The 23,768-nt window shown below is 56.0% G+C and carries 22 protein-coding genes; 7 read left to right on the forward strand and 15 right to left on the reverse strand.

The features are described from left to right. Positions 1 to 82: 82 nt before the first annotated feature. The 3 genes from QFX07_RS06995 to QFX07_RS07005 form a co-directional block, all read right to left on the reverse strand. Positions 83 to 1,399, reverse strand: coding sequence for a TIGR01906 family membrane protein (locus QFX07_RS06995; protein ID WP_279754294.1), 1,317 nt, complete (start codon positions 1,397 to 1,399; stop codon positions 83 to 85). Between the two features lie 146 nt (positions 1,400 to 1,545). After that, positions 1,546 to 1,767 (reverse strand): DUF3499 family protein, encoded by a 222-nt coding sequence (locus QFX07_RS07000; protein ID WP_049362309.1) that lies wholly within the window; start codon positions 1,765 to 1,767, stop codon positions 1,546 to 1,548. A 20-nt stretch (positions 1,768 to 1,787) separates the two neighbouring features. Further along, complete coding sequence (locus tag QFX07_RS07005) at positions 1,788 to 2,216, reverse strand: WhiB family transcriptional regulator (protein ID WP_279741790.1); 429 nt, start codon at positions 2,214 to 2,216, stop codon at positions 1,788 to 1,790. A 680-nt stretch (positions 2,217 to 2,896) separates the two neighbouring features. Here QFX07_RS07005 and QFX07_RS07010 point away from each other — a divergent pair. Next, a complete protein-coding gene (locus tag QFX07_RS07010) occupies positions 2,897 to 3,697 on the forward strand; it encodes a TIGR03089 family protein (protein WP_279741788.1) in 801 nt (266 codons plus the stop codon). 164 nt (positions 3,698 to 3,861) lie between these two features. On the opposite strand, the gene QFX07_RS07015 is transcribed toward QFX07_RS07010, so the two are convergent. Beyond that, complete coding sequence (locus QFX07_RS07015) at positions 3,862 to 4,479, reverse strand: GtrA family protein (protein WP_279741787.1); 618 nt, start codon at positions 4,477 to 4,479, stop codon at positions 3,862 to 3,864. A 362-nt stretch (positions 4,480 to 4,841) separates the two neighbouring features. Here QFX07_RS07015 and QFX07_RS07020 point away from each other — a divergent pair, with 362 nt between their 5' ends. The 3 genes from QFX07_RS07020 (at position 4,842) to QFX07_RS07030 (ending at position 7,791) form a co-directional block, all read left to right on the forward strand. Continuing rightward, positions 4,842 to 6,032: a 5-(carboxyamino)imidazole ribonucleotide synthase gene (locus QFX07_RS07020; RefSeq protein ID WP_279754293.1), complete on the forward strand. Its 1,191-nt coding sequence runs from the start codon at positions 4,842 to 4,844 to the stop codon at positions 6,030 to 6,032. A gap of 99 nt (positions 6,033 to 6,131) precedes the next feature. Further along, positions 6,132 to 6,770: a 5-(carboxyamino)imidazole ribonucleotide mutase gene (gene purE / locus QFX07_RS07025; protein WP_279754292.1), complete on the forward strand. Its 639-nt coding sequence runs from the start codon at positions 6,132 to 6,134 to the stop codon at positions 6,768 to 6,770. A 19-nt stretch (positions 6,771 to 6,789) separates the two neighbouring features. Continuing rightward, the gene (locus tag QFX07_RS07030; RefSeq protein WP_279754291.1) at positions 6,790 to 7,791 is read left to right on the forward strand and encodes a lipid II:glycine glycyltransferase FemX; all 1,002 of its coding nucleotides are present in this window, start codon (positions 6,790 to 6,792) and stop codon (positions 7,789 to 7,791) included. A 180-nt stretch (positions 7,792 to 7,971) separates the two neighbouring features. Here QFX07_RS07030 and glpX read toward each other — a convergent pair whose 3' ends face one another. Continuing rightward, positions 7,972 to 8,979, reverse strand: coding sequence for a class II fructose-bisphosphatase (glpX, locus tag QFX07_RS07035; protein ID WP_279741782.1), 1,008 nt, complete (start codon positions 8,977 to 8,979; stop codon positions 7,972 to 7,974). Between the two features lie 403 nt (positions 8,980 to 9,382). Between glpX and QFX07_RS07040 the strand changes: the two genes are divergently transcribed. Next, the gene (locus tag QFX07_RS07040; protein WP_279741781.1) at positions 9,383 to 10,102 is read left to right on the forward strand and encodes a carbonic anhydrase; all 720 of its coding nucleotides are present in this window, start codon (positions 9,383 to 9,385) and stop codon (positions 10,100 to 10,102) included. Between the two features lie 222 nt (positions 10,103 to 10,324). Next, positions 10,325 to 11,731 (forward strand): class II fumarate hydratase, encoded by a 1,407-nt coding sequence (locus tag QFX07_RS07045; protein ID WP_279754290.1) that lies wholly within the window; start codon positions 10,325 to 10,327, stop codon positions 11,729 to 11,731. A 132-nt stretch (positions 11,732 to 11,863) separates the two neighbouring features. Here QFX07_RS07045 and QFX07_RS07050 read toward each other — a convergent pair whose 3' ends face one another. The 7 genes from QFX07_RS07050 to mca all read right to left on the reverse strand — a co-directional run bounded on the left by QFX07_RS07050 (position 11,864) and on the right by mca (position 18,888). After that, on the reverse strand, positions 11,864 to 13,081 hold the full coding sequence (locus QFX07_RS07050; RefSeq protein WP_070482926.1) for an MFS transporter: 1,218 nt from the start codon (positions 13,079 to 13,081) through the stop codon (positions 11,864 to 11,866). A 370-nt stretch (positions 13,082 to 13,451) separates the two neighbouring features. After that, positions 13,452 to 14,708 (reverse strand): FAD-dependent oxidoreductase, encoded by a 1,257-nt coding sequence (locus tag QFX07_RS07055; protein ID WP_279741776.1) that lies wholly within the window; start codon positions 14,706 to 14,708, stop codon positions 13,452 to 13,454. A 47-nt stretch (positions 14,709 to 14,755) separates the two neighbouring features. Next, the gene (locus QFX07_RS07060; protein ID WP_279741774.1) at positions 14,756 to 15,229 is read right to left on the reverse strand and encodes a DUF6423 family protein; all 474 of its coding nucleotides are present in this window, start codon (positions 15,227 to 15,229) and stop codon (positions 14,756 to 14,758) included. 335 nt (positions 15,230 to 15,564) lie between these two features. Continuing rightward, positions 15,565 to 16,071, reverse strand: a complete 507-nt coding sequence (locus tag QFX07_RS07065) for an NUDIX hydrolase (RefSeq protein ID WP_279754289.1) — start codon at positions 16,069 to 16,071, stop codon at positions 15,565 to 15,567. A 127-nt stretch (positions 16,072 to 16,198) separates the two neighbouring features. Next, positions 16,199 to 16,726, reverse strand: a complete 528-nt coding sequence (locus QFX07_RS07070) for a prepilin peptidase (protein ID WP_279754288.1) — start codon at positions 16,724 to 16,726, stop codon at positions 16,199 to 16,201. 104 nt (positions 16,727 to 16,830) lie between these two features. Beyond that, positions 16,831 to 17,640 (reverse strand): polyprenyl diphosphate synthase, encoded by an 810-nt coding sequence (gene uppS / locus QFX07_RS07075; protein ID WP_279754287.1) that lies wholly within the window; start codon positions 17,638 to 17,640, stop codon positions 16,831 to 16,833. A gap of 279 nt (positions 17,641 to 17,919) precedes the next feature. After that, entirely contained in the window at positions 17,920 to 18,888 is a 969-nt protein-coding gene (gene mca, locus QFX07_RS07080; RefSeq protein ID WP_279741767.1) for a mycothiol conjugate amidase Mca, read from the reverse strand. A gap of 417 nt (positions 18,889 to 19,305) precedes the next feature. Here mca and greA point away from each other — a divergent pair, with 417 nt between their 5' ends. After that, a complete protein-coding gene (gene greA / locus QFX07_RS07085; protein WP_279741765.1) occupies positions 19,306 to 19,803 on the forward strand; it encodes a transcription elongation factor GreA in 498 nt (165 codons plus the stop codon). A 170-nt stretch (positions 19,804 to 19,973) separates the two neighbouring features. On the opposite strand, the gene ilvA is transcribed toward greA, so the two are convergent. The 3 genes from ilvA to QFX07_RS07100 form a co-directional block, all read right to left on the reverse strand. Then, positions 19,974 to 21,227 carry a threonine ammonia-lyase gene (gene ilvA / locus QFX07_RS07090; protein ID WP_279790648.1) on the reverse strand — a complete coding sequence of 418 codons (1,254 nt, stop codon included), beginning with the start codon at positions 21,225 to 21,227 and terminating at the stop codon, positions 19,974 to 19,976. A gap of 211 nt (positions 21,228 to 21,438) precedes the next feature. Beyond that, complete coding sequence (locus QFX07_RS07095; RefSeq protein WP_279741763.1) at positions 21,439 to 22,665, reverse strand: AI-2E family transporter; 1,227 nt, start codon at positions 22,663 to 22,665, stop codon at positions 21,439 to 21,441. Positions 22,666 to 22,835: 170 nt separating this feature from the next. Then, positions 22,836 to 23,756, reverse strand: a complete 921-nt coding sequence (locus tag QFX07_RS07100; RefSeq protein WP_279754286.1) for a Bax inhibitor-1/YccA family protein — start codon at positions 23,754 to 23,756, stop codon at positions 22,836 to 22,838. Positions 23,757 to 23,768 lie beyond the last annotated feature (12 nt).

Below are 23,768 nucleotides of genomic sequence, written 5' to 3' on the forward strand. Positions count from 1 at the left end.
TGGGTTCTACCGTGTGGTAGAGCCCAGCCCCCCTGTCATGCCCTTTCCGCGCTGGCTTGCACGGTGAAGTGGCTGATGATTTCTAGTTGTCACCGACTCGTGCGGAAGCAAGCTTGACGCGCAGCTCCTGGCGTTCCTGGCGGCGGCGTTCTGCCTTGAGCTTGCGGTATTTGGTGGGCCAGGTGGCCACGAGCAGGAGGGTAATCTGCGCTGCCATGAGGACCGCTACAGCGATTGCTGCATCGATCCAGAATTGCGGCGGGTAGAGGCGGATGAGCGAGCTTCGTACGGAAAACTCCCAGTTGCCCTGCGGGAAGAACACCTGATGGAAGGTGGTGAACAGCCATTCCCAATTGAAGAAGCCCATAACGCCGAGCACCGCGATGAGTCCCAGGGTAATCCAAGCACCAGAGAAGAGGCTACGGCGGATGGTTCCGGGGGAGCGCTCGCGCAGGGAGATGCTACTAAAGAGCGTCAGTAGGAAGAGCGCGGCAACAGCTATGATGGCGACAAGCAGTACCCACTTCACGTCGTGCATGTGGTTCACTTCTGCTTCGGTGAAGGCGAGGGTATTGTCGGCACCGGTGGTGACGCGGGCGAGGTATTCTCGCGGCGCGAAGTTGTTGATGTAGTCCACGCCGTAGGAGCCCAGGCGCATCCTCTCGATGAGGTAGTAGCCGTAGCTGTCTTCGGGGAATCCGGGGCGGTGGTATTCAAACCAGAGGAAGGGGGCGGAGGCTACGGTGCGGATCGCAATCATGAGTACGGTCAGCGGTACTGTGAGCGCGATGAGGGTTGCGCGGAGCTTGAGGAAGCGCGGGGTGTCTTCCACGGCATCTTCGCGGGCTGCGGCACGTTCTGCTGCTTCGGGTGAGGCCGCCAGGGAGGACAGCGGCGCGTTGGGGTCTGCGACCGTGTGAGTGTGACCTGTACGGGTGGTTTCGGTGCGGTACTTGCGTCCGGCGGTGGAGGCGCTTGCCGCCTCCGCGGTATCGATGGTTTGTGCTTCGACCGCATTTTTGGCTTCTGCTTCAGCGGCCTTCTGCATGGTTTCGCGATTGAGGTCGCTGAGCGTCGGGTTTTTGGGGGTGGTCTTCGAGTCTCGTACGAGGGGCACGAAGCCGGTGGAGACGTTCGTGCGGGTGCGCACGCGGGTGCCGACGCCCTGTTCGCGTAGTTTGCTGCGTGCAGGGACGACGGGTACGCTCCCGGTGGGCAGGTCGGGTTCTTCGGCGACGGTGGGTACGTCTGCTGCAATGCGTCCGAAGGCGCCGGTGTACGGAGTCGGTTCACTGGCTTTAATTTCAGCGCGTCGAGCGTGGAGTAGTTCTTCGGCACTGGTGCGACGGATGGCCGGGCGCAGTGCGCCCCACATCCCTCGGTGTGTTTCTTTGGTCATGGATCTCGCGTTCTTTTCGAGTGGTCGGTGTTTGGGTGAGTTGCGGGTGTCTATGCTATCTGCCAGTTTCTCATATGCAAAGAACCTTCCGCATGAATTCGCGGAAGGTTCTTTACATTCGGGTGTTTAATTCTTGGTTTTGAATTCTAGGATTCGGTGGTGTCTTGAACGGGTACCTTGTAGACCACTCGCCAACCCTGGGGTGCAGTCAGCCGTGCAGCGTGATGGTCGCAGAGGTCATAGGCGTGGGGTTCGCGGAATTCAGAGAGTGCATCGATAAGTGCCGTGGAGTCTGCATAGGAGTAGTGGAGAGTAACAGTCGCCTCTCGTTGGCAGGTCTGGCGGGAGCATAGTCGTGCAGTCTGCATGTAGGTGGTACCTTCCTGGCTTAGCTCGTCTGCTTGCGCAGTCGGCGGCGTTCACGTTCTGACAGCCCGCCCCAGATTCCGAAGCGCTCGTCATTGTCCATTGCATATTGTAGACATTCTTCGCGCACGGGGCATACGCCGCATACCCTTTTGGCGTCTCGGGTGGAGCCTCCTTTCTCAGGGAAGAAGGCCTCGGGGTCAGTTTGGGCGCAGAGCGCTTCAGCTTGCCAGGCGAGTTCTCCGTCTTCGCCTTCGGTTCCGTAGAGCCCTGCCGCGGCGGTCCACACGTCGGCGCAGGGAGGGGGGTTGAGCTGCTTGGCTCGTTCTGCTTCTGAGAGAAAGACATCGGCGATTTTTTCGAGGGGTGGAGTGGGATTCATGCTACGGTGCTGAGCGCCTGATGCGCGCGCGGCCGCGACGGAGCGGTCGGATGCAATGTAGGAGCCCATGGGTTTTCCTTCCGTGTTCTCATTGTGAGCATAATGAGTCTGCGGATCCGTCGTAGACGGAATCTTCATGTGTATGGTGTGGCATGGTTTGCTCTGGCCTCTACGGTCCCTTCCGGAGCAAAACACGCTTATATATCTATTAGACGTGCGACACGCCGCTTCGTCAAACTAGACTTAATCAATGTTTAGATGTACTTGTTACAATCTTCATATTTAATGTGAATTTGACCTTTATATATTTTTCACCCCTTCACTTGCCCCCAGTCACATCTTGAGTCAGCCTCAAGTTTCCCCTTTTAGGACCAGTTACCACTGCATGCAAATTCAGTATCTTGACTCCAAATATAAGGAAAGTTACCCCTGCAGGAATCCCCCAAACCCCACTCCCAGAAATTTTCAGGACATTCAAAAAGAAAAGTTTATCTTTTCGATACCCATGCTCTGCATATTTTTTTCCAGGCTTATTGCGAAACATTTATATTTCCAATTTATCTGCATGCCATATTTCAAAATAGGACCTTAGGTGGTGCAAAGGTTTTTCATCATTAGGTTTTTCAAGCACCCCTTAGAAGTTTTTACTTTACTTCTGTACTTTTCTAGCCCGGTAACGGGTACTCCCCTCCCCGCAGAACCACCCCTCTACCTCCGCTCCCTCTGAACCGTGAGGTAGAGTGAAACCCATGGTTATTCTCTCCCCCACCAGCGCTTCCGCACCCACGACTCTGAACCGTTTCTTCGAGAAACTCAGTGCTCAGCAGACCCCCGCCCTGATCTGGTATTCGGCGGCAGGCGAGCGCATTGAGCTCTCCGGCAGGGTCCTCATGAACTGGGTAGACAAGAGCGCAAACCTGCTGGTTGAAGAATGTGAACTGGCGCCCGATGAAGGTTTTGACCTGCAGGCTCCCCTGCACTGGCGCACTATTGTTCTGGGTCTGGCGGCGCTACGCGTGGGCGCGATCCTTGATCAGGATGAGCCTCTGGTTGCCGCGGTCTGCACCGAGCAGGAGGCGGGCTACACGAATGACCCCGCGTACCTTCTGGCGGTCGACCGTGCACCGCTGGCTCTTTCCTACACCGACAATCTGCAGGCACTGGCTCCGCACGCCGAGGAGGTGCTCGATTACTGCGCCCTGGTGCGCAGCTTTGGCGACCAGTACTCGGGTCTGCTTCCCAATGATTCGGCAGAAATCATTGAGGGTTTCAGCTACGCGGAAGCCTACGAGCAGGTTCTTACGCAGGCACAGACCTATCGCACGGCGGGATACATGCTACCTTCGGGGCAGCGGGCGCTCGCACTGGAGTTGAGCCCCGACTACGGTTTTGATGCTTCGGAGGCGGCTCTGAGCGCTCTGCTGGAGATGCTAGCTATTTTGGTTTCGGGGCATGCGGTGTTTGTGGCTGATCCGAGCGTCAACTGGCAGGATGGGCAGCTGGCGTCTCTGATGGTTGCCGAGCGTGCGGTCGAGCTTCCCCGCGCGTAGTACTCCTCCACTGTTACCCGAAAAATCGCACGGATGGCTAACGACCGCCCGGATCACCAACATGCACATAGGACTTTAAATGATCCATCCCCCGATACCGTTCGTATCGGGGGATGGATTGTTATGTAACGTTCTAACTATGCTGTTTCTACATTCCGAGGAGCTTAGTAGTTCTGCAAGCCGGGCTTCGGCTGCGCCTCGGATGCAGACGTCTCAAGGCGTGCCTTCTGCTTGGTGGGTTCTTCGCCTTCGAGAATGGCAGCAGCCTCATCAAACATGCGGCCGAGCTCTTCGTGATCGGTGCCTTCGCCCTTTTCAACCTGCTTGCGGTGCGATCCGTACACCCAGAATCGGTAGAGGAAGTAGCGAAGAATGGTACCCAGTATGGTACCGATAATCGTACCGGAGATGAAGGACGCCTCGGGGGTACGAAGGTTCAGCACGTAGGTACTGAATGCCACACAGCCGGCTTCGACGAGAATACCGAGCAGGTTCACCAGACCAAATTCGAGTGCTTCGCGCTTCCAGTTTTCGGAGCGGGAGTCGCGGAAGGTCCACAGGCGGTTCATGAGCCAGGAGAAGATGGTTGCGACAACACTCGCTACAATTTTCGCCTTGGTGTGGGACTCCGACATGATGGTCATCATCAGCACCCACACCGTCACAGAGTTGACGATGAAGGCGGCACCGCCCACGGTACCGAATTTGAGTACCTCAATACCGTAGCTGTCCCAGAGGGATTTCAAGCGTTCGGTAATGGTCAGTTTCGTCTGTGCACTCATGCGTGGCCTATCTAGCGGGATTTTATCAAAGAAAAAGGTGCCGATGCTGCAACGGTGAGCGTTGGTTACGTTGTCACTGCATGGTGCTTCGGTCTCTTTTACAAGCTCTTCCATGTTAATACAGTTCCGGTGCGTTGTTTGTCCCTCGGGGAGTTTTTCCATAGATCTCTCAGCCACCGAATGACTCTTTTCATCATGCGCTGATAGTTTCGTCTCTGCCTGACCGTGCAGAAGGCAGGTTTTTACGATTTCTTCCGGTATTCACGCCCAAATATTGGGCTCTGAAGCCCCGTTGACCCCAATCTGCGACTTAATGTGGTCTTACTCCCATAAGCACTCCGAACCAGGTACACTTAGGTGATGTGACTTACCCTGTGACTGGACCCGTAATTGGTGTCATCGGCGGTGGCCAGCTGGCCCGCATGATGGCTCCCGCAGCAACTAACCTTGGCCTTAACCTGCAGATTCTCGCGGAGGCGCCCACCGTCGGCGCTGTGGCAGCGGTACGTACCGCCCCCGTCGGGGACTACAAGGATTTGGACACCCTCCGCGAATTTGCTCGCGGCAAGGATGTCATCACTTTCGACCATGAGCATGTGCCCACCGAATTTCTGCGCACCCTCATGGCAGAAGGCGTAAATGTACAACCCCACCCGGAGGCTCTGCAGTACGCACAGGATAAACTCCTCATGCGCCAGGCTGTCGAGCGTCTGGGTTTGCCGAACCCTCGCTGGGCTCAAGTGAGCACTTTGGATGAGCTGCTTGCTTTCGGTGATGAGATTGGCTGGCCCGTTGTGCTGAAGACCCCGCGCGGCGGCTACGACGGCAAGGGCGTACTCGTTCTGGATTCCCCAGAGGAGGCTCGCGAGCGCAGTGCTGCATGGTTTGAGCAGTTACCTTCCCGCACCGATTTCTCCGCTCTGCTTGCCGAGGAGAAGGTACCCTTCACCCGTGAACTCTCCGCATTGGTGGCTCGCCGTGAAAGCGGCGAGGTGCGCCCCTGGCCGGTTGTTGAGACGATTCAGGTGAACTCCATCTGTGACGAGGTTATTGCACCCGCACAGGACCTGGACCCCGATATCGCTGAGGCTGCCGCAGCCGCTGCGGTGACCATTGCCTCCGAGCTGGGCGTGACCGGTGTAATGGCAGCTGAGCTTTTCGAGGTTCCCGGCTCCCCCGCCGGCTTCTACATCAACGAGCTGGCGATGCGCCCGCACAACACCGGCCACTGGACTCAGGACGGCTCGGTGACCAGCCAGTTCGAGCAGCACCTGCGTGCGGTACTCGACCTTCCGCTGGGTGATACCTCCGTGCTGGAGGGTGTTGCCGTGATGAAGAACTACCTGGGCGGCGAGAACGAAGATATCTTTGGCGTCTACCCGCTGGCGCTTTCGGCTGAACCGCGCGCAAAGATCCACTTCTACGGCAAGGAGACTCGTCCGGGCCGCAAGATTGGTCACGTAAACATTACCGGTACGGTGGCTGAGCTTGAGGCGCTGCGCCATAGCGCCGCGAATGCCGCCTCCATTTTGCGTGACGGCCGCCCCCTGTAGCCCCTGTTTTAGCCGGTGCGTGGGGTGAGAGCATCCTGCGTATCCGACGCACCCTATTGATGGTGGTTCGCCACCGCATCCTGAAAGGATATGAGGATTATGTCTCAGTCTCCCTATGATTCTTCCCAGCCGATTGTTGGCATTGTGATGGGTTCGGATTCGGATTGGTCGGTCATGGAGGCCGCAGCCGAGGTTCTGGACGAGTTCGGCATCCCTTACGAGGCTGATGTTGTTTCTGCACACCGCATGCCCGAAGACATGATTGAGTACGGCAAGAAGGCTCACAGCCGCGGTATTCGCGTGATTATTGCCGGTGCAGGCGGTGCCGCTCACCTGCCCGGTATGCTCGCTTCCGTCACCGCACTACCCGTGATTGGTGTTCCGGTGCCCCTGAAGAACCTCGAGGGCATGGACTCGCTGCTGTCGATCGTTCAGATGCCCGCCGGTGTTCCGGTAGCTACCGTCTCCATTAACGGTGCTCGCAATGCGGGTCTGCTGGCTCTGCGTATTCTGGGTTCGGGTACTGATGCATTCGCTCAGCAGGTTCATACTGATTTGCGTCAGTTCTCTCAGAATCTGCGCCAGACCGCTATGGACAAGGGAGCCGCTCTGCGCGCCCGCCTTGCTGAGGCTAAGGCTAAGGCAGTAGCTGAGCGCGAGGCGGAGGAGAGCTCCTCTGCACCCCGGCCCACTCCCGATTCCGAAGCGTCGTCGGAGCCCCAGGCTTACGTCCCCTAAGCTCAGATACACTAGAAGGATGAGCAATATTCTTCAGTCCGATATTTGGGCGCGTTTTCAGGAATCTAATGGTCACACCGTAATCCGCAAGAGCGGTAACGGCTGGTCGTACCTTGCAACCGTTGAGGGGAGCGCTACCGGCCGCTACCTGTATAGCCCGTACGGACCGGTCGCCTCCAGCGCTGTGGCTTTTGATGAGGCTCTCACATCGTTGAAGGAAGAGGCCGCGAAGCTTCGTTGCCTGTTTGTGCGCATTGAGCCCACTGAATCGGCTATTTGGGGCGATCAGGATGCGGCTGCTTTCTTGGCTCGTCGCGGCGCAGTTTTGGCTCCTCGCCAGGTGCAGCCTTCGCATACGCAGATTATTGATCTTTCGGGCTCTGAGGACGAAATCCTCAAGGGAATGAGCTCCAGTTACCGTAATCGTCATCGTAATCTCCACAAAAAGGGCGTGACCATTGAGGTGTCGACCAATCCCTCGGATATGACGATTCTCTTCGGCTTCCTCGAGGAAACCGCGGACCGTAACGGTTTTAACCGTCAGCAGGATGAGTACCTGATGCAGGTTGCTCGCGTGCTGATGCCCGCCGGTGCGGCGTCCCTGTACATTGCGAAGCTGACCGATGAGAACGGTGAGAGCACCCCGATTGCGGCGGCGTTTGTGTACGATTCGGATGACACCCGCACCTACGCGCACGCTGCGGCTTCCTTCGAGCACCGCAACCTTAGTGCAGGTGTTGTGGTGGTGACGAACTTTATCCTGGACGCTAAGCGCAAGGGTCTGCAGTACGTTGACCTCTTCGGTATTGCGCCGGAGGATCAGCCGGATCACGAGTGGGCTGGCTTCACGAAGTTCAAGAAGTCCTTCGGTGGCGAGTCGGTGGAGTACCCGGGTACCTGGGATGTTCCGGTAACTTCGTTGGGTTACCGCGCCTACACGCTGGCGTACAAGGCTCGTCCGGCTGTTCGTGATGCTGTGTCGAAGGCGAAGGCGAAGGTTCAGTCTTTCCGCTCTCGCTAACGGGTTCAGGCTCGTCCTTACTGGGGCGTATCCTGAGAACTAAAAGCTAAATATACGGAGGGAGCCGCCTTCACCGAGTTCTTCGGTGGGGGCAGCTCCCTGTGTATGTATGTCCAATATTCGAGGAGTCTTAGTGCGGCTCCTCAGCCCTTGCGGGGCAAGGTTACTGATCTTCGCAGATTACTGTTCTTCGGGGCTCTTAGTGTGTGAGAGAATCTCGCGCAGGCGGGAGAGACGGTGCTCCGCCTCGACGGTACGCACGGTGCCCGAGGAGGAACGCATAACCAGCGACTGGGTGGTCACAAGGTTCTTGCTGTAGCGCACGCCGCGCAGCAGCTTGCCGTCAGTGATACCGGTTGCGGCGAAGAAGCAGTTGTCGCTGGTGACCAGGTCGTTGGTGGTCAGCACGCGGTCGAGGTCGTGGCCAGCTTCCAGTGCCTTTTCGCGTTCTGCCTCGTCGGTCGGTGCCAGGCGGCCCTGGATGACGCCACCGGTTGCCTTGATAGCGCATGCTGCGACAACGCCTTCGGGGGTGCCGCCGGTGCCGAGCATGAGGTCCACGCCGGTGTTTTCGCGGCAGGCTGCGATAGCGCCAGCGACGTCACCGTCGAGGATGATGCGGGTACGGGCACCTGCCTCGCGAATCTCCTGGATCAGCTTGGCGTGGCGGGGGCGGTCCAGCACGCATACGGTCAGCTCGCTAACCTTCTTGCCCTTAGCCTTAGCGACCAGGTGCAGGTTCTGCTTGACGGGCAGGCGCAGGTCGACAAATTCTGCGGCGTCGGGGCCGGTGACCAGCTTCTCCATGTAGAACACTGCGGAGGGGTCGAACATAGTGCCGCCGTCTGCCACAGCAATCACGGAGAGGGCATTGTCCATGCCGAGTGCGGTCAGGCGGGTACCGTCGATGGGGTCAACCGCCACGTCGAGGGAGGGACCGGAGCCGTCGCCGACTTTCTCGCCGTTGTACAGCATGGGAGCCTTGTCCTTCTCGCCTTCACCGATGACAACGGTGCCGTTGAAGTTGACGGTGGAGAGGCGGTAACGCATTGCGTCTACGGCTGCGCCATCTGCGAGATTCTTTTCGCCTGCGCCGACCCAGGGGCCTGCAGCAATTGCTGCTGCTTCAGTCGCGCGGACCAGTTCCATTGCGAGGTTGCGATCGCCGTGGTTGTTGTTCGTAGTCATAGACTCACCTTCGAGATTTCTGAATACACCGTCGGCTGGCTAGTTCTTTCCAGCACGAAGTCGCCGACGCAGTAGTGCTCCTTTCAGGATAGCGCGCGGGCGCTTCGTTTTTCTTGTTCTGAACGAGTTTGCGTGCGTGTTGACTTTTAAGGTGAGCAGATGCGGCAAATCTGTGAGGGCTTCATCTCTCTTTATGCATCTTTTTGTACTCTTGGGCACGGGAAGGTGTGCCGAACTAGCTATTTTTTGCATTTTTAAGGCATATTTGAGATAGGTTATTTCACGGGACCCCGGAACCAACCTGAGCTTCAGTATGAGCGATTGAAGCTTCCCCACTACCGCTCGCAGAAACGAGCGGGTGAGCATATACGAGTTCCTATCCCTGTCCGCTAAGGAGCATCACATGGCTGGCATTCAACCGACTCCCGCTGAGGCGTGGAGGCGTCTTCGAGACGGCAACCGTCGTTTTATTGAGGGCAGTAACGAGCACCCCAACCAGGACACGATTCGCCGTACCGATTTGGCGTCGGGGCAGTTCCCATTTGCCTCAATTTTTGGTTGCGGTGACTCTCGTCTGGCCGCGGAGATTATTTTTGATCTGGGTCTGGGCGATGCATTCGTGGTGCGTACCGCCGGCCATGTGCTGGAGAATGCTGCTCTTGGTTCGCTCGAGTATGCGGTCGATGAGTTTGAGACCCCTGTCGTGATGGTTCTTGGCCACGACTCCTGTGGTGCGGTCACTGCTGCTAGCAATGCCCTAGACTCCGGTAGGATGCCACACGGCTTCATCCGTAACCTGGTGCAGCACATCCTGCCTTCGGCAATGTCTCCGAAGCTGCCGGAGAACCCGACCGTCAACGACATGGTGCGTGAACATACCCGCCAGACCGCTATCCGCATTATTGAGCAGTCCCACATCATTTCGGATGCAGTGGTTGAGGGCAAGGTCGCCGTGATTGGTGTCTTCTACCATCTGAAGGAGGGTAAGGCGGAGCTGGTGTTCACTTCACAGGACCTAACCTTGCCTGAGGAGAAGAACGGCGCGCAGAACCCGCTGACTCAGGCGCTTCCGGTGGTCGTGAAGACCCCCCCGCGCGTTGTGGTTGCTGAGAATCTGGACTAGATTTCTTCTTCACTCGTTACGAGCCGTAGAGCGAGAACCCACATACTCACACTGAAGAACAGATTTTTCTATGGGATACCCCCGCCACGGTAGAGTGTTCACACATCTGCCGGGGCGGGGGGTTTTACACGCCTTCTCACGCCGCAAAATTTATAAGCGTTTTTCCTCATTTGACACCTTTTCGAGGCGACGTAAGCCACTTTGAACGCCTATCCTAGAGGTATGGCTGAAAACATTGAATACCGCATTGAACATGACACCATGGGCGAAGTTCGCGTTCCGGCTGATGCACTTTACCGTGCACAGACCCAGCGCGCAGTCGAGAACTTCCCGATTTCGGGTCAGACCCTCGAATCCGCCCATATTCGTGCGCTTGCCCTCGTGAAGAAGGCAGCCGCGACCGCCAATGAGGAACTCAAGGTGCTCGACGCTGAGCGCGCCCAGGCTATCCGCGACGCAGCGGATCTGGTAGCAACCGGTGACTACGACGCCCACTTCCCCATTGACGTCTTCCAGACTGGTTCCGGTACCTCCTCGAATATGAACGCGAACGAGGTCCTGGCAACCCTGGCAACCCGTTCCCTGGAGTCCAAGGGCATTGAGGTTCACCCCAACGACCACGTGAACGCATCCCAGTCCTCTAACGACGTCTTCCCCACCTCCGTGCACGTTGCTGTGACCGAGGCTCTGGTGAAGGACCTGATTCCTGCTCTCGAGGTGCTCGCTGAGTCCCTGGAGCGCAAGTCTGCAGAGTTCAAGGACGTTGTGAAGTCCGGTCGTACCCACCTGATGGACGCAACCCCCATCACTCTGGGCCAGGAGTTCTCCGGTTACGCCGCAACCGTACGTTACGGCATTGAGCGTGTGAACGCTTCCCTGCCCCGCGTAGCTGAGGTTCCCCTCGGCGGTACCGCTGTGGGTACCGGCATTAATACCCCGGACGGCTTCTCCGCTCGCGTGATTGAGCTACTCGCTGAGGAGACCGGCCTGCCCCTGACCGAGGCTCGTAACCACTTCGAGGCTCAGGCTAACCGTGACGGTCTGATTGAGGTTTCCGGTCAGCTGCGCACTCTGGCGTACGGCCTGATGAAGATCAGCAACGACATCCGCTGGATGGGTTCGGGCCCGAACACCGGTCTGGGCGAGCTGCACATCCCCGACCTGCAGCCCGGTTCCTCGATTATGCCCGGTAAGGTCAATCCCGTGATTTGTGAGGCTACCATCATGGTTGCCGCTCAGGTTATCGGTAACGACGCAACCATTGCTCTGTCTTCCACTAACGGCGCGTTTGAGCTGAACGTGGGTATCCCGGTGATGGCTGCTAACCTGCTGCAGTCGATCCGCCTGCTCGCTAATGTTTCTCGCGTTTCGGCTGAGAAGATGATTGACGGTCTGACCGCTAACGTTGAGCGTTGCCGCTTCCTGGCTGAGGCTTCGCCGTCGACCGTGACCCCGCTGAACAAGCTGATTGGTTACGAGGCTGCTGCGAAGATTGCTAAGTACTCGGTGGCTCACAAGGTGACTGTCCGTGAGGCAGTTGTGGCTCTGGGTTATGTGGAGCGCGGCGAAGTGACTGAGGAGCAGCTGGATGCGGCTCTGGACGTCACCAAGATGCTGGGCAACTTCTAATCTCACCCGCCTGAACCTCCTCTGAGGTTCGCGGCTTAACCATAGAGGGAGGGGCGACTCGCCATGACGGCGGGTCGCCCCTCCTTCTGTGTATGTTCTCCGCCCCGTCATTAAGTGGGTAGCGGGTTCTCACTATTGTTCAACGATGTTGAACACTTTGAACTGTTTATAGTGGACCAGCGTGTAGATGAGGCAGAGTACAGCCGGGATACTGACGACGAGTGCAGCGTTGAAGGAGCCTAGATGGTCAAGCATCAGTGCTACCGCACCCATGGAGTACAGCGTTCCTAGCCCAAACACGGCACCGTCAAGAGAGCTGGCACGCCCCAGTAGCTCATTCGGTGTAATGCAGTCACGCAGATTGTTGGAGAAGATGAAAGCTGATGCCCATCCTACGTCCAGGATGAAGAGCAAGGCTCCGAGCACTACGGGGTTATTGCTGATGGTGACGAGCGGTATTCCGAGCAGGGATACGACGTTGGCGACCAGCAGCATTCCTCGTGTGTTCTCGAAAGAGAGGAAACGATCGATGATGAGCGCCGCGACGATACCACCGATACCGCTGCAGGCCATAATCATGCCTACCACTGAGGCTTCAAAGGTGAGTTCCTCGTACAGGCGGTAAATAATGATGAGTGAATACGATGCCGTAGCTGCCGCCAAGAAGAACGTGTAGACAAGGATAAGTCTCTGCGGGGCACCGGAGAACATGTATTGGATACCGTCAAACATCCGGTGGATAAACCCATGTTGTGCGGTTTCGCGTTGCTCAGTTTTAGTTTCCATCTCTACAGATGGCAACGTTGCGTATGAAATAGTTGCCGCTCCGAAAAGGAGCACCGGGACGATAAGACCGACCGTTGCACCCGCGACAAGAACAATAAATCCTGCTGTAGGGGGCGCAATGATTGCGGATATTCCCTCGCAAATTTCACGACGTGCGTTGTACGAAAGAAGGTTTTCTCGTCCGAGAAGCTGCGGAATATATCCCGCTTCTGAGGCAGCAGCCAGTTCGGAGAAGACACCGCTCACAAATCCTAGTGCGGCGATGGTGAACCATGACAGCATATGCTGCTCAATCATCAACGCCAAGGTAAGGATGCTGAGGATGTTTACTGCCCCGGCAATCACGATCATAGGTTTTCGAGGCAGACTATCAGATAGGGTTGCTAGTGGATATGCCAAGGCGATATTGGGGATTTGCATGGCTACTGCCATCACGCCAGCTAACCCAATTTCGCCTGTACTAGCGAGAATCGCGATGGGTAGGGCGAAGGAATATATTCCTGTACCTACCAGAGAGCCGATAAGGGCTACGTAGATTCTCCACGGTATTTTATGTGTTGTCATGCTTTATTCCTTCCAGCACGCATCAAAATAGCTGCTAACAATTGTGATGAACACGATGATCCTAGTTCACAAAAAATGGCATGCCTTAAAGATTTATAGGCAGAATAATGAAATGTTGTCCTAGGAATCTGAACTTTGCTAGAGACAATATTGACAGTATCCTCCACCTCCTTACATACAGGCCAATTCCTATGAGATAGGATTTCGCCTCTTAAAATATGCTCCCCCAAACACATTGTATCCCTGCAGGAGTTTAATGAATCTTGAAGAGAAGCATACAAAACTTCATTTCCCAAAGACATCATAACAATTTCACATTGAGAAATACCTGGATAGTCATCAGGCAAACTCTTAACTAAATCAAAATATTTCATTTTAGTTTTTCGCTCTTCCTTGTAATAGAATCCAAAATTCTAATCACGCCAACTCTATGCCCATCAATATTCTTAGCCGCAGGACCCAAGGCGGCCTCAGCCCCTGCCCCCAATACATACAATCCATCATGAATAGCACACCAATAATCCACATCCCAGATATCTATACTCTCATCAATAAGGCAACGAAAACTCTTCGGCACCAAACCAAAACAGAGAATAATTTTTTTATAACCCATTCCTTCACCATCAACCCTAATTCCATCCACATAGATAGAACGGTCTTTCAGGTGAGCCATTGGATAAATATTTAGGAATCCCTTAGCCCTATAAGCATTAAATATATCTAAATACTCATGCATAACTGAAGATTTTTTAAATCCTAAAGATGAACTTTTTCTGTATTTTTCTCGCCCTTCAGGCCTGAAAAACTCAGCAGGAACATCTGCGCAACGAAAAGTAATAGACTCGCCTCTATGATATAAATCAACGTTAGCACCTAATTTCAAGAGCGCATAAGTCAAAGTAGCAGCTGTTTGCCCACCTCCAAATACCGCAAACTTATCTCCTGGCTTTGCCTCCTGGAGAGTATTCAAGTCCCAGGGGGTACTATACCCATCTGGTACTTCAATAGATTCTTGACCAGTGCAAAAAACAACATTGCGAGATTTAAGCATAATTCCAGATTTAAGCGAAACAGTATAATATCCACCTATCTTGGAAATATTTTTCACTTCATCCTCAATGTGCCTTTTTTCGAGTTCATGCAATTCAATCACATGACGCACGAACCCTTCAAAAACATCCATAGGAACTATGGATCGATGCCCCATGATTGACATTTTAACTTGTTCCCTTTCCGTCACAGTAAGGAAACTGTATTTAATTCGAGCAAAATCCACTAATTCACAATCGTGAACAAATTGGCAACCTGGATGATGTTCATATGGAGACCTCATTACATTTTGACCAATTGAATTACACATGGACAAAAATTTGTCGCCCAACCTTTTATGTGGATCAACAATTACATACTTTAATCCATCAACATGAAAGATAGATGAGGCAAGATTGATTCCAGACAAACCTCCCCCGACTATAACCACATCCAAATAACCTTCAGAATCGATATAGTCATGAAATGAGGGCATCTCCTGCAAATCAACTACATTTTTTAAAATTTCCTGCCTCCCCCTGGGACTATCCAACAAATATCCAGGTGGCACAAAAAAGTAATTTTTATAGTTACCCATACTTACCTCCTAAAATGCCTACCTATTACAAATAGGTAGGCATTTTACTAATAGCGAATTTCAACTGGAACAAAAATTTCGTAAGAAGAATCCAGAGTGTACCCCTCTAGAATTTCAGAGAAAATCTCATCAACAGGAGTTCCCTGAGGGCGATGCCTGCGTCCGTGGCTCATGTAAAACCGACGCGACGGAGCTCGAACGGTAAACTGCTTCAGGACTGCCTCTCCCGGTCGAACCTCTCCATCAAAGAATCCTAGCCTCCGATGATCAGCGCTATAGACGACCTGTGAGAACTGTTGCGAGATAGCTGGGCGAGCAGCATCCTCCACAAATTCACCATCATCGTCCACGCTCATAATCCAGCTGCTCCATGATTGATTAGACAGGTTTGTCTCCACCTTAATGAAGGTCCACTCACCTTCTGAAGGCAAATCATAGGTAACCATGACCGCCCGGTCACTGGTTTCCAGAGTTCCAGAGACAAGAATTGTTCGAGTCTCAAGGAAAGCAACTGCAGTCATCTGAACATCACGTGAACGAATTTTCTCGGGTGACTGATATGGGGTCACCACTCCCGATGTAACCTGTGTCATATATAAAGCATCTCATGTGTACCACTCATAACTCGACACACAGGCACAACTTAAAGTAAAAAAGACAAAAACAAAATAAAGCCACGGCAAATTTTAGGCCTCCAGCCCCTCACTCCCACAGAAAAGCAGGAAGAACCACCCAATAACATGTAACAAACTGTTGTAAAAATGCTGGGAGGGGCGACTCGCCATGACGGCGGGTCGCCCCTCCTTCTGTATCTACACGCCTCACTCGGTAGCTTTTACGGAGTCTAGTAGCCGGTCTAAAGTTCTTCCGGCGGCACCGATTCCAGCCCAAAACGGCAGTGGCCGTCATAGTTCAGCGCCGCATCAATACGGTCCAGCATCCGCTCCGAAAGCAACGCACGCTCCTCCGGGTCAGACACATCCACCCAACGCACCTGCGAAGATTCCTCGTCGTTCACCTTCGCCTCACCAGAAACCCAGCGGCACAAGAACGTATGGTCCAAGAACTGGCAGCGGTCACCATTACCGAACTGCATCGGCGGGTCAGCCTTCACCTGAGCCAGCTCCAGCACCTCAATCTGCACGTTCGCTTCCTCCTGCGCCTCACGCAGGCAGGTCAGTGCGGGACTCTCCCCCGGGTCTACAATGCCCGTGATCGGGGTCCACGCCCCGTTATCGCTACGGCGCACCAGCAGCACCTTAGAATCCTGCTCACGGTACACCACAGCCGTCGCACCGGAGAGCCACAGGTAATCCGAACCAATCCGCTCACGCAGCTTACGAATATAGGGAGGAGTAGGCATAACATCAACCTTTCAAAAGTCCCGGCAGTTCTGTCGAGAAATAGGTGCTAGAGAGCAGAGCAAACAGCTACGAGCCGCACGAATAATGAGCCCGTCACTTAGCCGGACGGTCACCCCACTTCGGAATCTACCACAGAAAATATGCCGGAGCCGCCAACGCCACCAGCGCGCCCAGAAGCATAAACGGACCGAAGGCAATGCGGGTGCTACCGCGCGCCTTCGGGAACAGCACCAGAGCCAAAGACACCAGACCACCGGCAAGGAACGTCACCAGCGACGCCCACCCCAGATTTGCCCAGGACAGGTACCCGAGCGCGCCGCCCAGAATGCCGGCAAGCTTCACATCCCCGCGGCCCAGCGCGCCAAAAGACAGAATACGCAGAAGCCCGTAGCAGAACCACAGCGCCAGACCGGCACCCATCACGCGCCAAATATCGGCGGGGCGACCGGCAAAAAGCAAAGACACAGGCAACGCCGTATAGGTGGCAATAGCCAGAGGGATCAGGATGCGGTGGGGCAGACGGTGCTCCCGCACGTCAATACGCCACAGCCGCAGGGCGCACCACAAAAAATACAGCAGGTAGCTGCCGAGCACCAGAGCGGCAATAACGTAGGCGCCGCCTGCGTTGTAGAGGCGGGAAAGCTCAGCGAGCATAGAACGTCCATTCTGTATTGCTGGAGGCGGTACTACCGAAACCTGCTAGCCAAGAAATACGAGCCAGCGGTGCTAGAGCGCATAGGCGCTAGAGCATCTAAGTTCTAGGAACCGAAGCGGCGGGAACGGTTCGCGTAATCCCGCAAGGCACGCAGAAAATCAACGCGAGTAAAATCCGGCCATAAAGCGGGGCAGAAATAAAACTCAGAATACGCGCTCTGCCAGGTCATGAAACCAGACAGGCGTTGCTCGCCCGAAGTGCGAATCAGCAGGTCCGGGTCGGGCATATCGGCGGTGTACAGATGCGAAGAAATATCCTCTACGCTCAGCTGTTCAGCAAGCAATTCCAAGGATGCACCCTCGGCGGCGGCCTCACGCAGAACCGAACGGACCGCGTCCACAATCTCATGGCGACCGCCGTAGCCGACCGCAATGTTCACACGAACACCGGGCAGGTGCGCCGTCTGCTCAATCGCCCAATCTAAGCGCTCGTGCAGTTGGCGAGGAATCAGGTCAATATTGCCGATGGCGCGCACCGGACCGCAGGCGGAGTCCACTAGACGCACCAGGAAGGTATCAATCACCGCGACCAGACCGGTCAGCTCCTTCTCAGGGCGCTTCAGGTTCTCGGTGGAGAGCATGTACAGGCTCACCTGCGGAATCGACAGCTCAGTACACCACGCCAGAAAATCAATAATTCGCTCCGCACCGGCGGCGTGGCCCTCACGGGTGCTCAAACCGCGCTGAGCCGCCCAGCGGCGGTTACCGTCCACCAGCACTCCAATATGTGCAGGCAGGGATTCGGGGCTCAGCGAGCGCGCCAGAGCCTGCTCATAGACGGTAGGCTCAGTGACAGTGCCGGGGTTGCTGGCGTGGCCGTGCACAGTAATCACAGGCAGGGCATTGGCGCTCATAGCTCATACCTCATTCGGCTGTCGTGGCGATAATTCAGCAGGCTCATAACGAAAGAGCCCAAGCTCCTATTCTACTCCGCCGCGCCGTACCTTCGCGGCAATCGGCATCACGGTTGGGCTGAGAATCGGCTCAAAATTTGTGGTGGCTAGTGGTGGCATGCGGGGGTGTGTGAAGGGGTTGCGCACATCGCGTACCTAAGAATGGTTGATGCCCTTCACCCACGACTCGTATCGTGAGTGAAAGGCATCATTGGCTAACGTGGGGCGATGCATCCCACGCTAGATAACGTAGTAGTCGCTCAGGCCCTCATCCAGGCTAGATTCGGGTAGCTGAACTTCAGCATGTGAGGCAGCCAGCGTGTAGTCCTCCCAAGGCCAGATATCCTTCAGTTGTTCGCTAGGAACGGCGAAGAACACGCCGTTCGGATCCACCTGCGAGGCGTGCGCCAGCAGCGCCTGATCGCGCTGCTCAAAGTGCTCGTGAACCAGAATGCGGGTCGTAGTCTCATGGCGAGGCGCCCCCGACGTTGCATGGTACGCGATGTTCTCAATCCAGCCGCTCAGCAGGCTCTCACCGTGCGTATCGAGCAGATGCTCGTGCAGGATGAGGGTGCGTTCGGGGTTGAACGCGCGGTCATAGTAGAGCTTCATCGGGGTCCAGGGCTCGCCCTCACCCACATACGCCTCGGGGTCGCCCGCCTTCTCGAATGCTTCCACGGCAACCTTGTGGGTCATGATGTGGTCGGGGTGCGGGTAGCCGCCAATCTCGTCATAGGTGATGATGATGTGCGGGCGGTACTCACGCACTAAACGCACAAGCGGCGCAGCGGCACGGTCCAGGGGCATGGTACCAAAGCTACCGAAGGGCAGAGGCGGCATGGGGTCACCCTCGGGCAGACCAGAGTCGAAGAAGCCAATCCAACGGTGTTCAATACCCATAATCTCGCGGGCAACCGCCATCTCAGCGCGGCGCAGACCCGGCAGGTCACGGTGCGCACGCGGGCTCTTAGCAATCTCCTCATTCAGGATGTCACCACGCTCGCCGCCGGTCATCGTCGCCACCATGAAGCGGGCACCACGGGCAATATACGCCGAAGCAGTACCTGCGCCCTTGGAGGACTCGTCATCCGGGTGCGCGTGCACCGCGAGGATGCGCAGACCAGTGTAGTTCTCATCCAGGGGTTTGAGGGAGTCCACGGGAGGGTGAGTCGGCAGGTTTGCCTTCAGCTGTTCAATGGCTTCGCTCACGGTGGTCTCCTTTATGTGATGCGCCAGAATGCGGATAATATGTCTGTGACTCGCAAATGCGAGCGCTACGCGGCAGAAATTTTACGGCTGTAGCTTCTCGTATGATACCCAAGGATAGCGCCAGTGCACTAGCGCAGATGACACCGTGTGACATCCTGAAATACCCCACCTTATCAGCAGATTCACGGGCAAGAAACAGGCTGATGCTGGCAGAACGTTCAGCTACCGGCATGCGTACCGATGAAGATGCGCTCAGAGGGGAAGATACGACCGGCGTAACAGCCGAAAATCCTCCAGTGCTCTAGAATAGGTCTGTTGATTCATTCCGTTACCGCCTCCCCGCCTTTTTCTATGGCGCACGGTAGCGGGTTTATTCGTTTCGCACCGGCAGAGCCGGCGCATAAGCAAAGGACACACATGGCTGAAAACACCGGTGCATGGCTCACTCAGGACGCCTTCGACCGCCTCACCGAGGAGCTGGAGCACCTCTCCGGCCCGTACCGCCAGGAAATTGTTGACCGCATCGCGCAGGCACGCGATGAGGGTGACCTCCGCGAGAACGGCGGCTACCACGCTGCACGTGACGAGCAGGCTAAGAACGAGGCACGCATCAAGCAGCTCAAGCATCTGCTGGAAACTGCACACATCGGCGATACTCCCGCTGACGACGGCGTGGTAGAACACGGCATGGTTATCGAAGCTGAGGTTGCCGGCCGCACCCTGAAGTTCCTACTCGGCTCCCGCGAAATTGAGGACACTCTGCCTGCAGGTAGCGACCTGAAGGTCTTCTCTGAGAAGTCCCCCCTCGGCGCAGCAATTATGGGCGCTAAGCAGGGTGACGAAGTCACCTACACCGCTCCGAACGGTAAGGAACTGAGCGCCAAGATTATCTCCGCAACCCCCTACCTGGGCTGAGAAGTTAGAGCTAAGAGACAACGCTAGACTTAAAACAAACAGTGTGGGGTGCTGACCGTTTAAGTTCAGGACCCCACACTGTTTTTTCTGCTTGCTTGCGTCTATCTGGTTGCTTCCAATCATCTGATTTGAGGCAACGCTATAGCTCGTCGGCTAATAAATATATCTGCTTAGTAGACGATGATGGGCTTGAAACCCTCATCCTCCAGGGCAGAAATCACCTGGCGGCAATGCTCCACACCCTTGGTTTCCATGTCGATGGTAATCGACACATCGCCCATGGACAGCGAACCACCCACACGGGTATGATCCACACCGGTCACGTTCGCGTCGTTCTCAGAAATAATGCGGGAAATGGTCGCCAGCTCACCCGGACGATCAGACAGCATCATCTTCACAGTCATATAGCGGCCAGCCGCAGACAGACCACGCTGAATCACCTTCAGCATCAGCATCGGATCAATATTGCCGCCGGAGAGCACACACACGACCGTACCCAGGTCGCCGTACTCTTCCTTCAACTTGCCGTTCATCAGCGCCGCCACGGGTACCGAACCGGCAGGCTCCACCACAAGCTTGTTACGTTCCATCAGGAAGATCAAAGCCCGAGCGATATCATCTTCGCTCACAGTCGCCACATCGTTCACCAGCTCCTTGATGATGGAGAAGGGCATCTGGCCGGGGCGACCCACCGCAATACCATCCGCAATGGTGGAAACCTTCTTCAGCGGCACCAGAGCATCCGCGGCGAGCGACAGCGGGTACGCCGCCGCGTGCTCTGCCTGAACACCAATAATATTGATCTTCTTACCGAGCTTCTGCTCCTTCGCGCGGATAGCAGCGGACAGACCAGCGAGCAGACCGCCGCCGCCAACACCCACAATCACGGTGTCAACGTCCGGAACCTGCTCCAGGATTTCCAGACCGATAGTGCCCTGACCGGCAATAATGTCTTCATTGTCGAAGGGGTGCACAAACACCGCGCCGGTCTCTTCGGCGTAGCGCTTCGCCTCCGCCAGAGCCTCGTCCACAGTCACACCGTGCAGCTCAACCTCAGCGCCGTGATCACGGGTCGCGGTAATCTTCGGCAGTGCCGCACCCAGCGGCATGTAAATACGAGCCTTAATGCCCAAACGATCAGCCGCCAGAGCCACACCCTGAGCGTGGTTACCCGCGCTCGCCGCCACGACGCCGCGTTTCTTCTCCTCCTCGGAAAGCTTCGCCATACGCACGTACGCACCGCGCACCTTGAAGGAACCGGCACGCTGCAGGTTCTCGCACTTGAAGAAAACCTCGGAACCGAGCCGCTGGCTCAGCGCACGCGAATGAGCGACAGGGGTGCGTTCAATAACGCCTTCGAGTAGCTCTGCGGCACGTTCAATGTCGGTGATGGTCACGGGCAGGGAGTCGAGATCTACGCTCACGAGGTTTCCATTCTGGGGGTACGTATTCTGGGCGGCACCTAGCCCCATACGTTTAAAGGTGCGCGGTGGCACAGTGCACATTCCATTCTAGAGGATGAACCGGCATAAATCAGGGGCCGTCCCCGCACTCTCAGCAGATAGTGCAAGAACGACCCCCGTTCTAGGTTATGTGCGAGCATCTAGCCCGCGGTTAGTCACAATGAACTGAGTTCTAAGCCTTCTCAGATTCCTTAGATTCTTCAGAGCTTTCAGACTCTTTAGCTTCTATCTCCTTTTCAGACTCTTCAGCCTTTTTACGGCGCTCTAGCTCATGCGGGAAGAGGAACTCCTCCTCACGAGGTGCCTCCTTCTCCCAGTCACGATTCGCCAGGTAACGCACCACCGTGTTGACCACAGACAGAGTCGGCACAGCGAACAGAGCACCCACCGCACCAAAAATAATGGAGCCACCAGCCACCGAGAAAATAACCGCCAGCGGGTGCAAGGAGACAGCCTTACCCATAATGAGCGGCTGCAGAATGTGGGATTCGAGCTGCTGAACCAGCAGAACAATACCGAGCATAATCAGCGCCTGCACCGGGCCCAGAGCAACCAGCGCCAGCAGCACAGCCACAGCACCGGAAATGAGAGCACCAATCACCGGAACGAAGGAGCCGAGGAAGACCAGTACACCCAGCGGGATAGCCAGCGGAACACCCAGGATTGCGGCACCAACACCGATGCCGATAGCGTCGATAGCCGCCACCAGAATCTGAACGCGCACGTAGGCACCCAGGGACTTCCAACCCGCACGACCCGCACCGTTGACAGCGGCACGCGCATCCTTCGGGAAGAGGCGGGTCACGAACAGCCAGATACGCTCGCCCTCCATCAGGAAGAAGACCAGGGTAAACAGGGTCAGCAGGGTACCGGTCGCAACCTCAGCGGCGGTCGAGCCCACCTGGGATACACCGTGCAACACAGAACTGGGATTATTGCTGACGGCATTTTCTGCCTGATTCAACAGCTGGTTCAGCTGGTCTGCACCGAACTCGTAGCCGAGGTTCTTCAGCCAACCAATCAGCCGCTGGTAGCCCTGCATTGCATTATCCGCCATGGACACAAAACCGCGTAGAATCTGCTGACCGGTCAGCGAAATAATACCGGCGAGCACCAGAATCATACCGATTTCGGCAATAGCCGCCGCGCCACCGGCACGAACACCCTTCTTACGCAGAAGCATCACGGCGGGGCTCAGCAGAGCCGCCAACAGCAGAGCCACCAGAAGAGAAATAACCAGCAGGGAGACGTGTCCTAGGCTTTTCCAAAGGACCCAACCGGCACCGGCAATCATAATGATGCGCCACGCCCAAGCACCGGCAACTTCCATAGCAAAAGGCACCCGGTAGCCGCGCTCCTCCTCGGCTACTTGTTCTTCTGCAATAGGTGTAATTTTCACGGTGTCTCCAAATCGTTATCGGTATCGCGCCCGCGCGGGGCAGCTTCGGCTACCCCAGTGGAGGTAGTATGTGGTGATGTTGTTGCCCCTCCCCTGCGCCTCGATACATCGGGGAAGTAAAGCGGCAAAGGCGGCGGCACCATCACGGTACCGCCGCCTCATAACGAGCTTTAGTCGTTGCTAAAGATGCTTGCCAGGTACATGAGAACACGCAGAATCTCGACGTACAACCAGACGAGAGAAGCGGTCAGGCCGAATGCAAGACGCCAGGACTCACGCTCGGGCAGGCCAGCCTCCACAGCCTCAGAGGTGGTGGTGAAGTCCAGCAGCAGAGAGTAGGTTGCCAACGCAACAGCAAACAGGCCAACAATCAGACCCAGGGGAATACCGAAGAGGCTCACACTACCCAGTGCGGAACCGAAGATACCCGCACCCAGGATCGAGATGAGGCCGTACACAAGGTAACCAATAGCGCCGATCATGAAGATCTTGTTGAGCTTAGGAGTTGCGCGCAACTTCCCGTTCGCAAACAGCGCCAGGGTGGTACCTGCGACCACGAGGGTTGCCAGAACAGCCTGGACAGCCACGCCGGGGTAGCGCATATCCACAACAGCGGACAGGCCGCCGAGCAACAGACCTTCCATGAACGCGTAGGTCATGACCAGAATCGGGGAAACCTTCTTCTTGAAGGAGTTCACCAGACCCAGGACTAGACCGCCAATCATGCCCAGGAGCAGCAACACCGGCATGAACCATGCAACAGCGGCACCGACAGCGACCAGGCCCAGGTTGATGCCGGTCTTCACCATGACATCGTTCATAGTCAGACGCTCACCAGCAGGGATGGGCTCCGAGTAGGTAGGGGCTGCTACGCCGTATTCAACCTCACCGTACGGCTGGCCGTACTGTGCCTGCTGGCCGTACTGGGGCTGCTGGCCGTACTGGGGCTGGCCATACTGCTGCTTATAGGGCTGCTGACCGTACTGCGCCTGCTGGCTGGCCTGCTGAGGCTGTGCACCAAAGCGACCGAAACGAGAGTCACCCTGAGTGACATTCTTCGTCATTGAATTCAGAAGCGGGTTTCCTGCCATCATACTCTCCTT

The organism is Rothia similimucilaginosa (assembly GCF_029850985.2).
Classification (GTDB): Bacteria; Actinomycetota; Actinomycetes; order Actinomycetales; family Micrococcaceae; genus Rothia.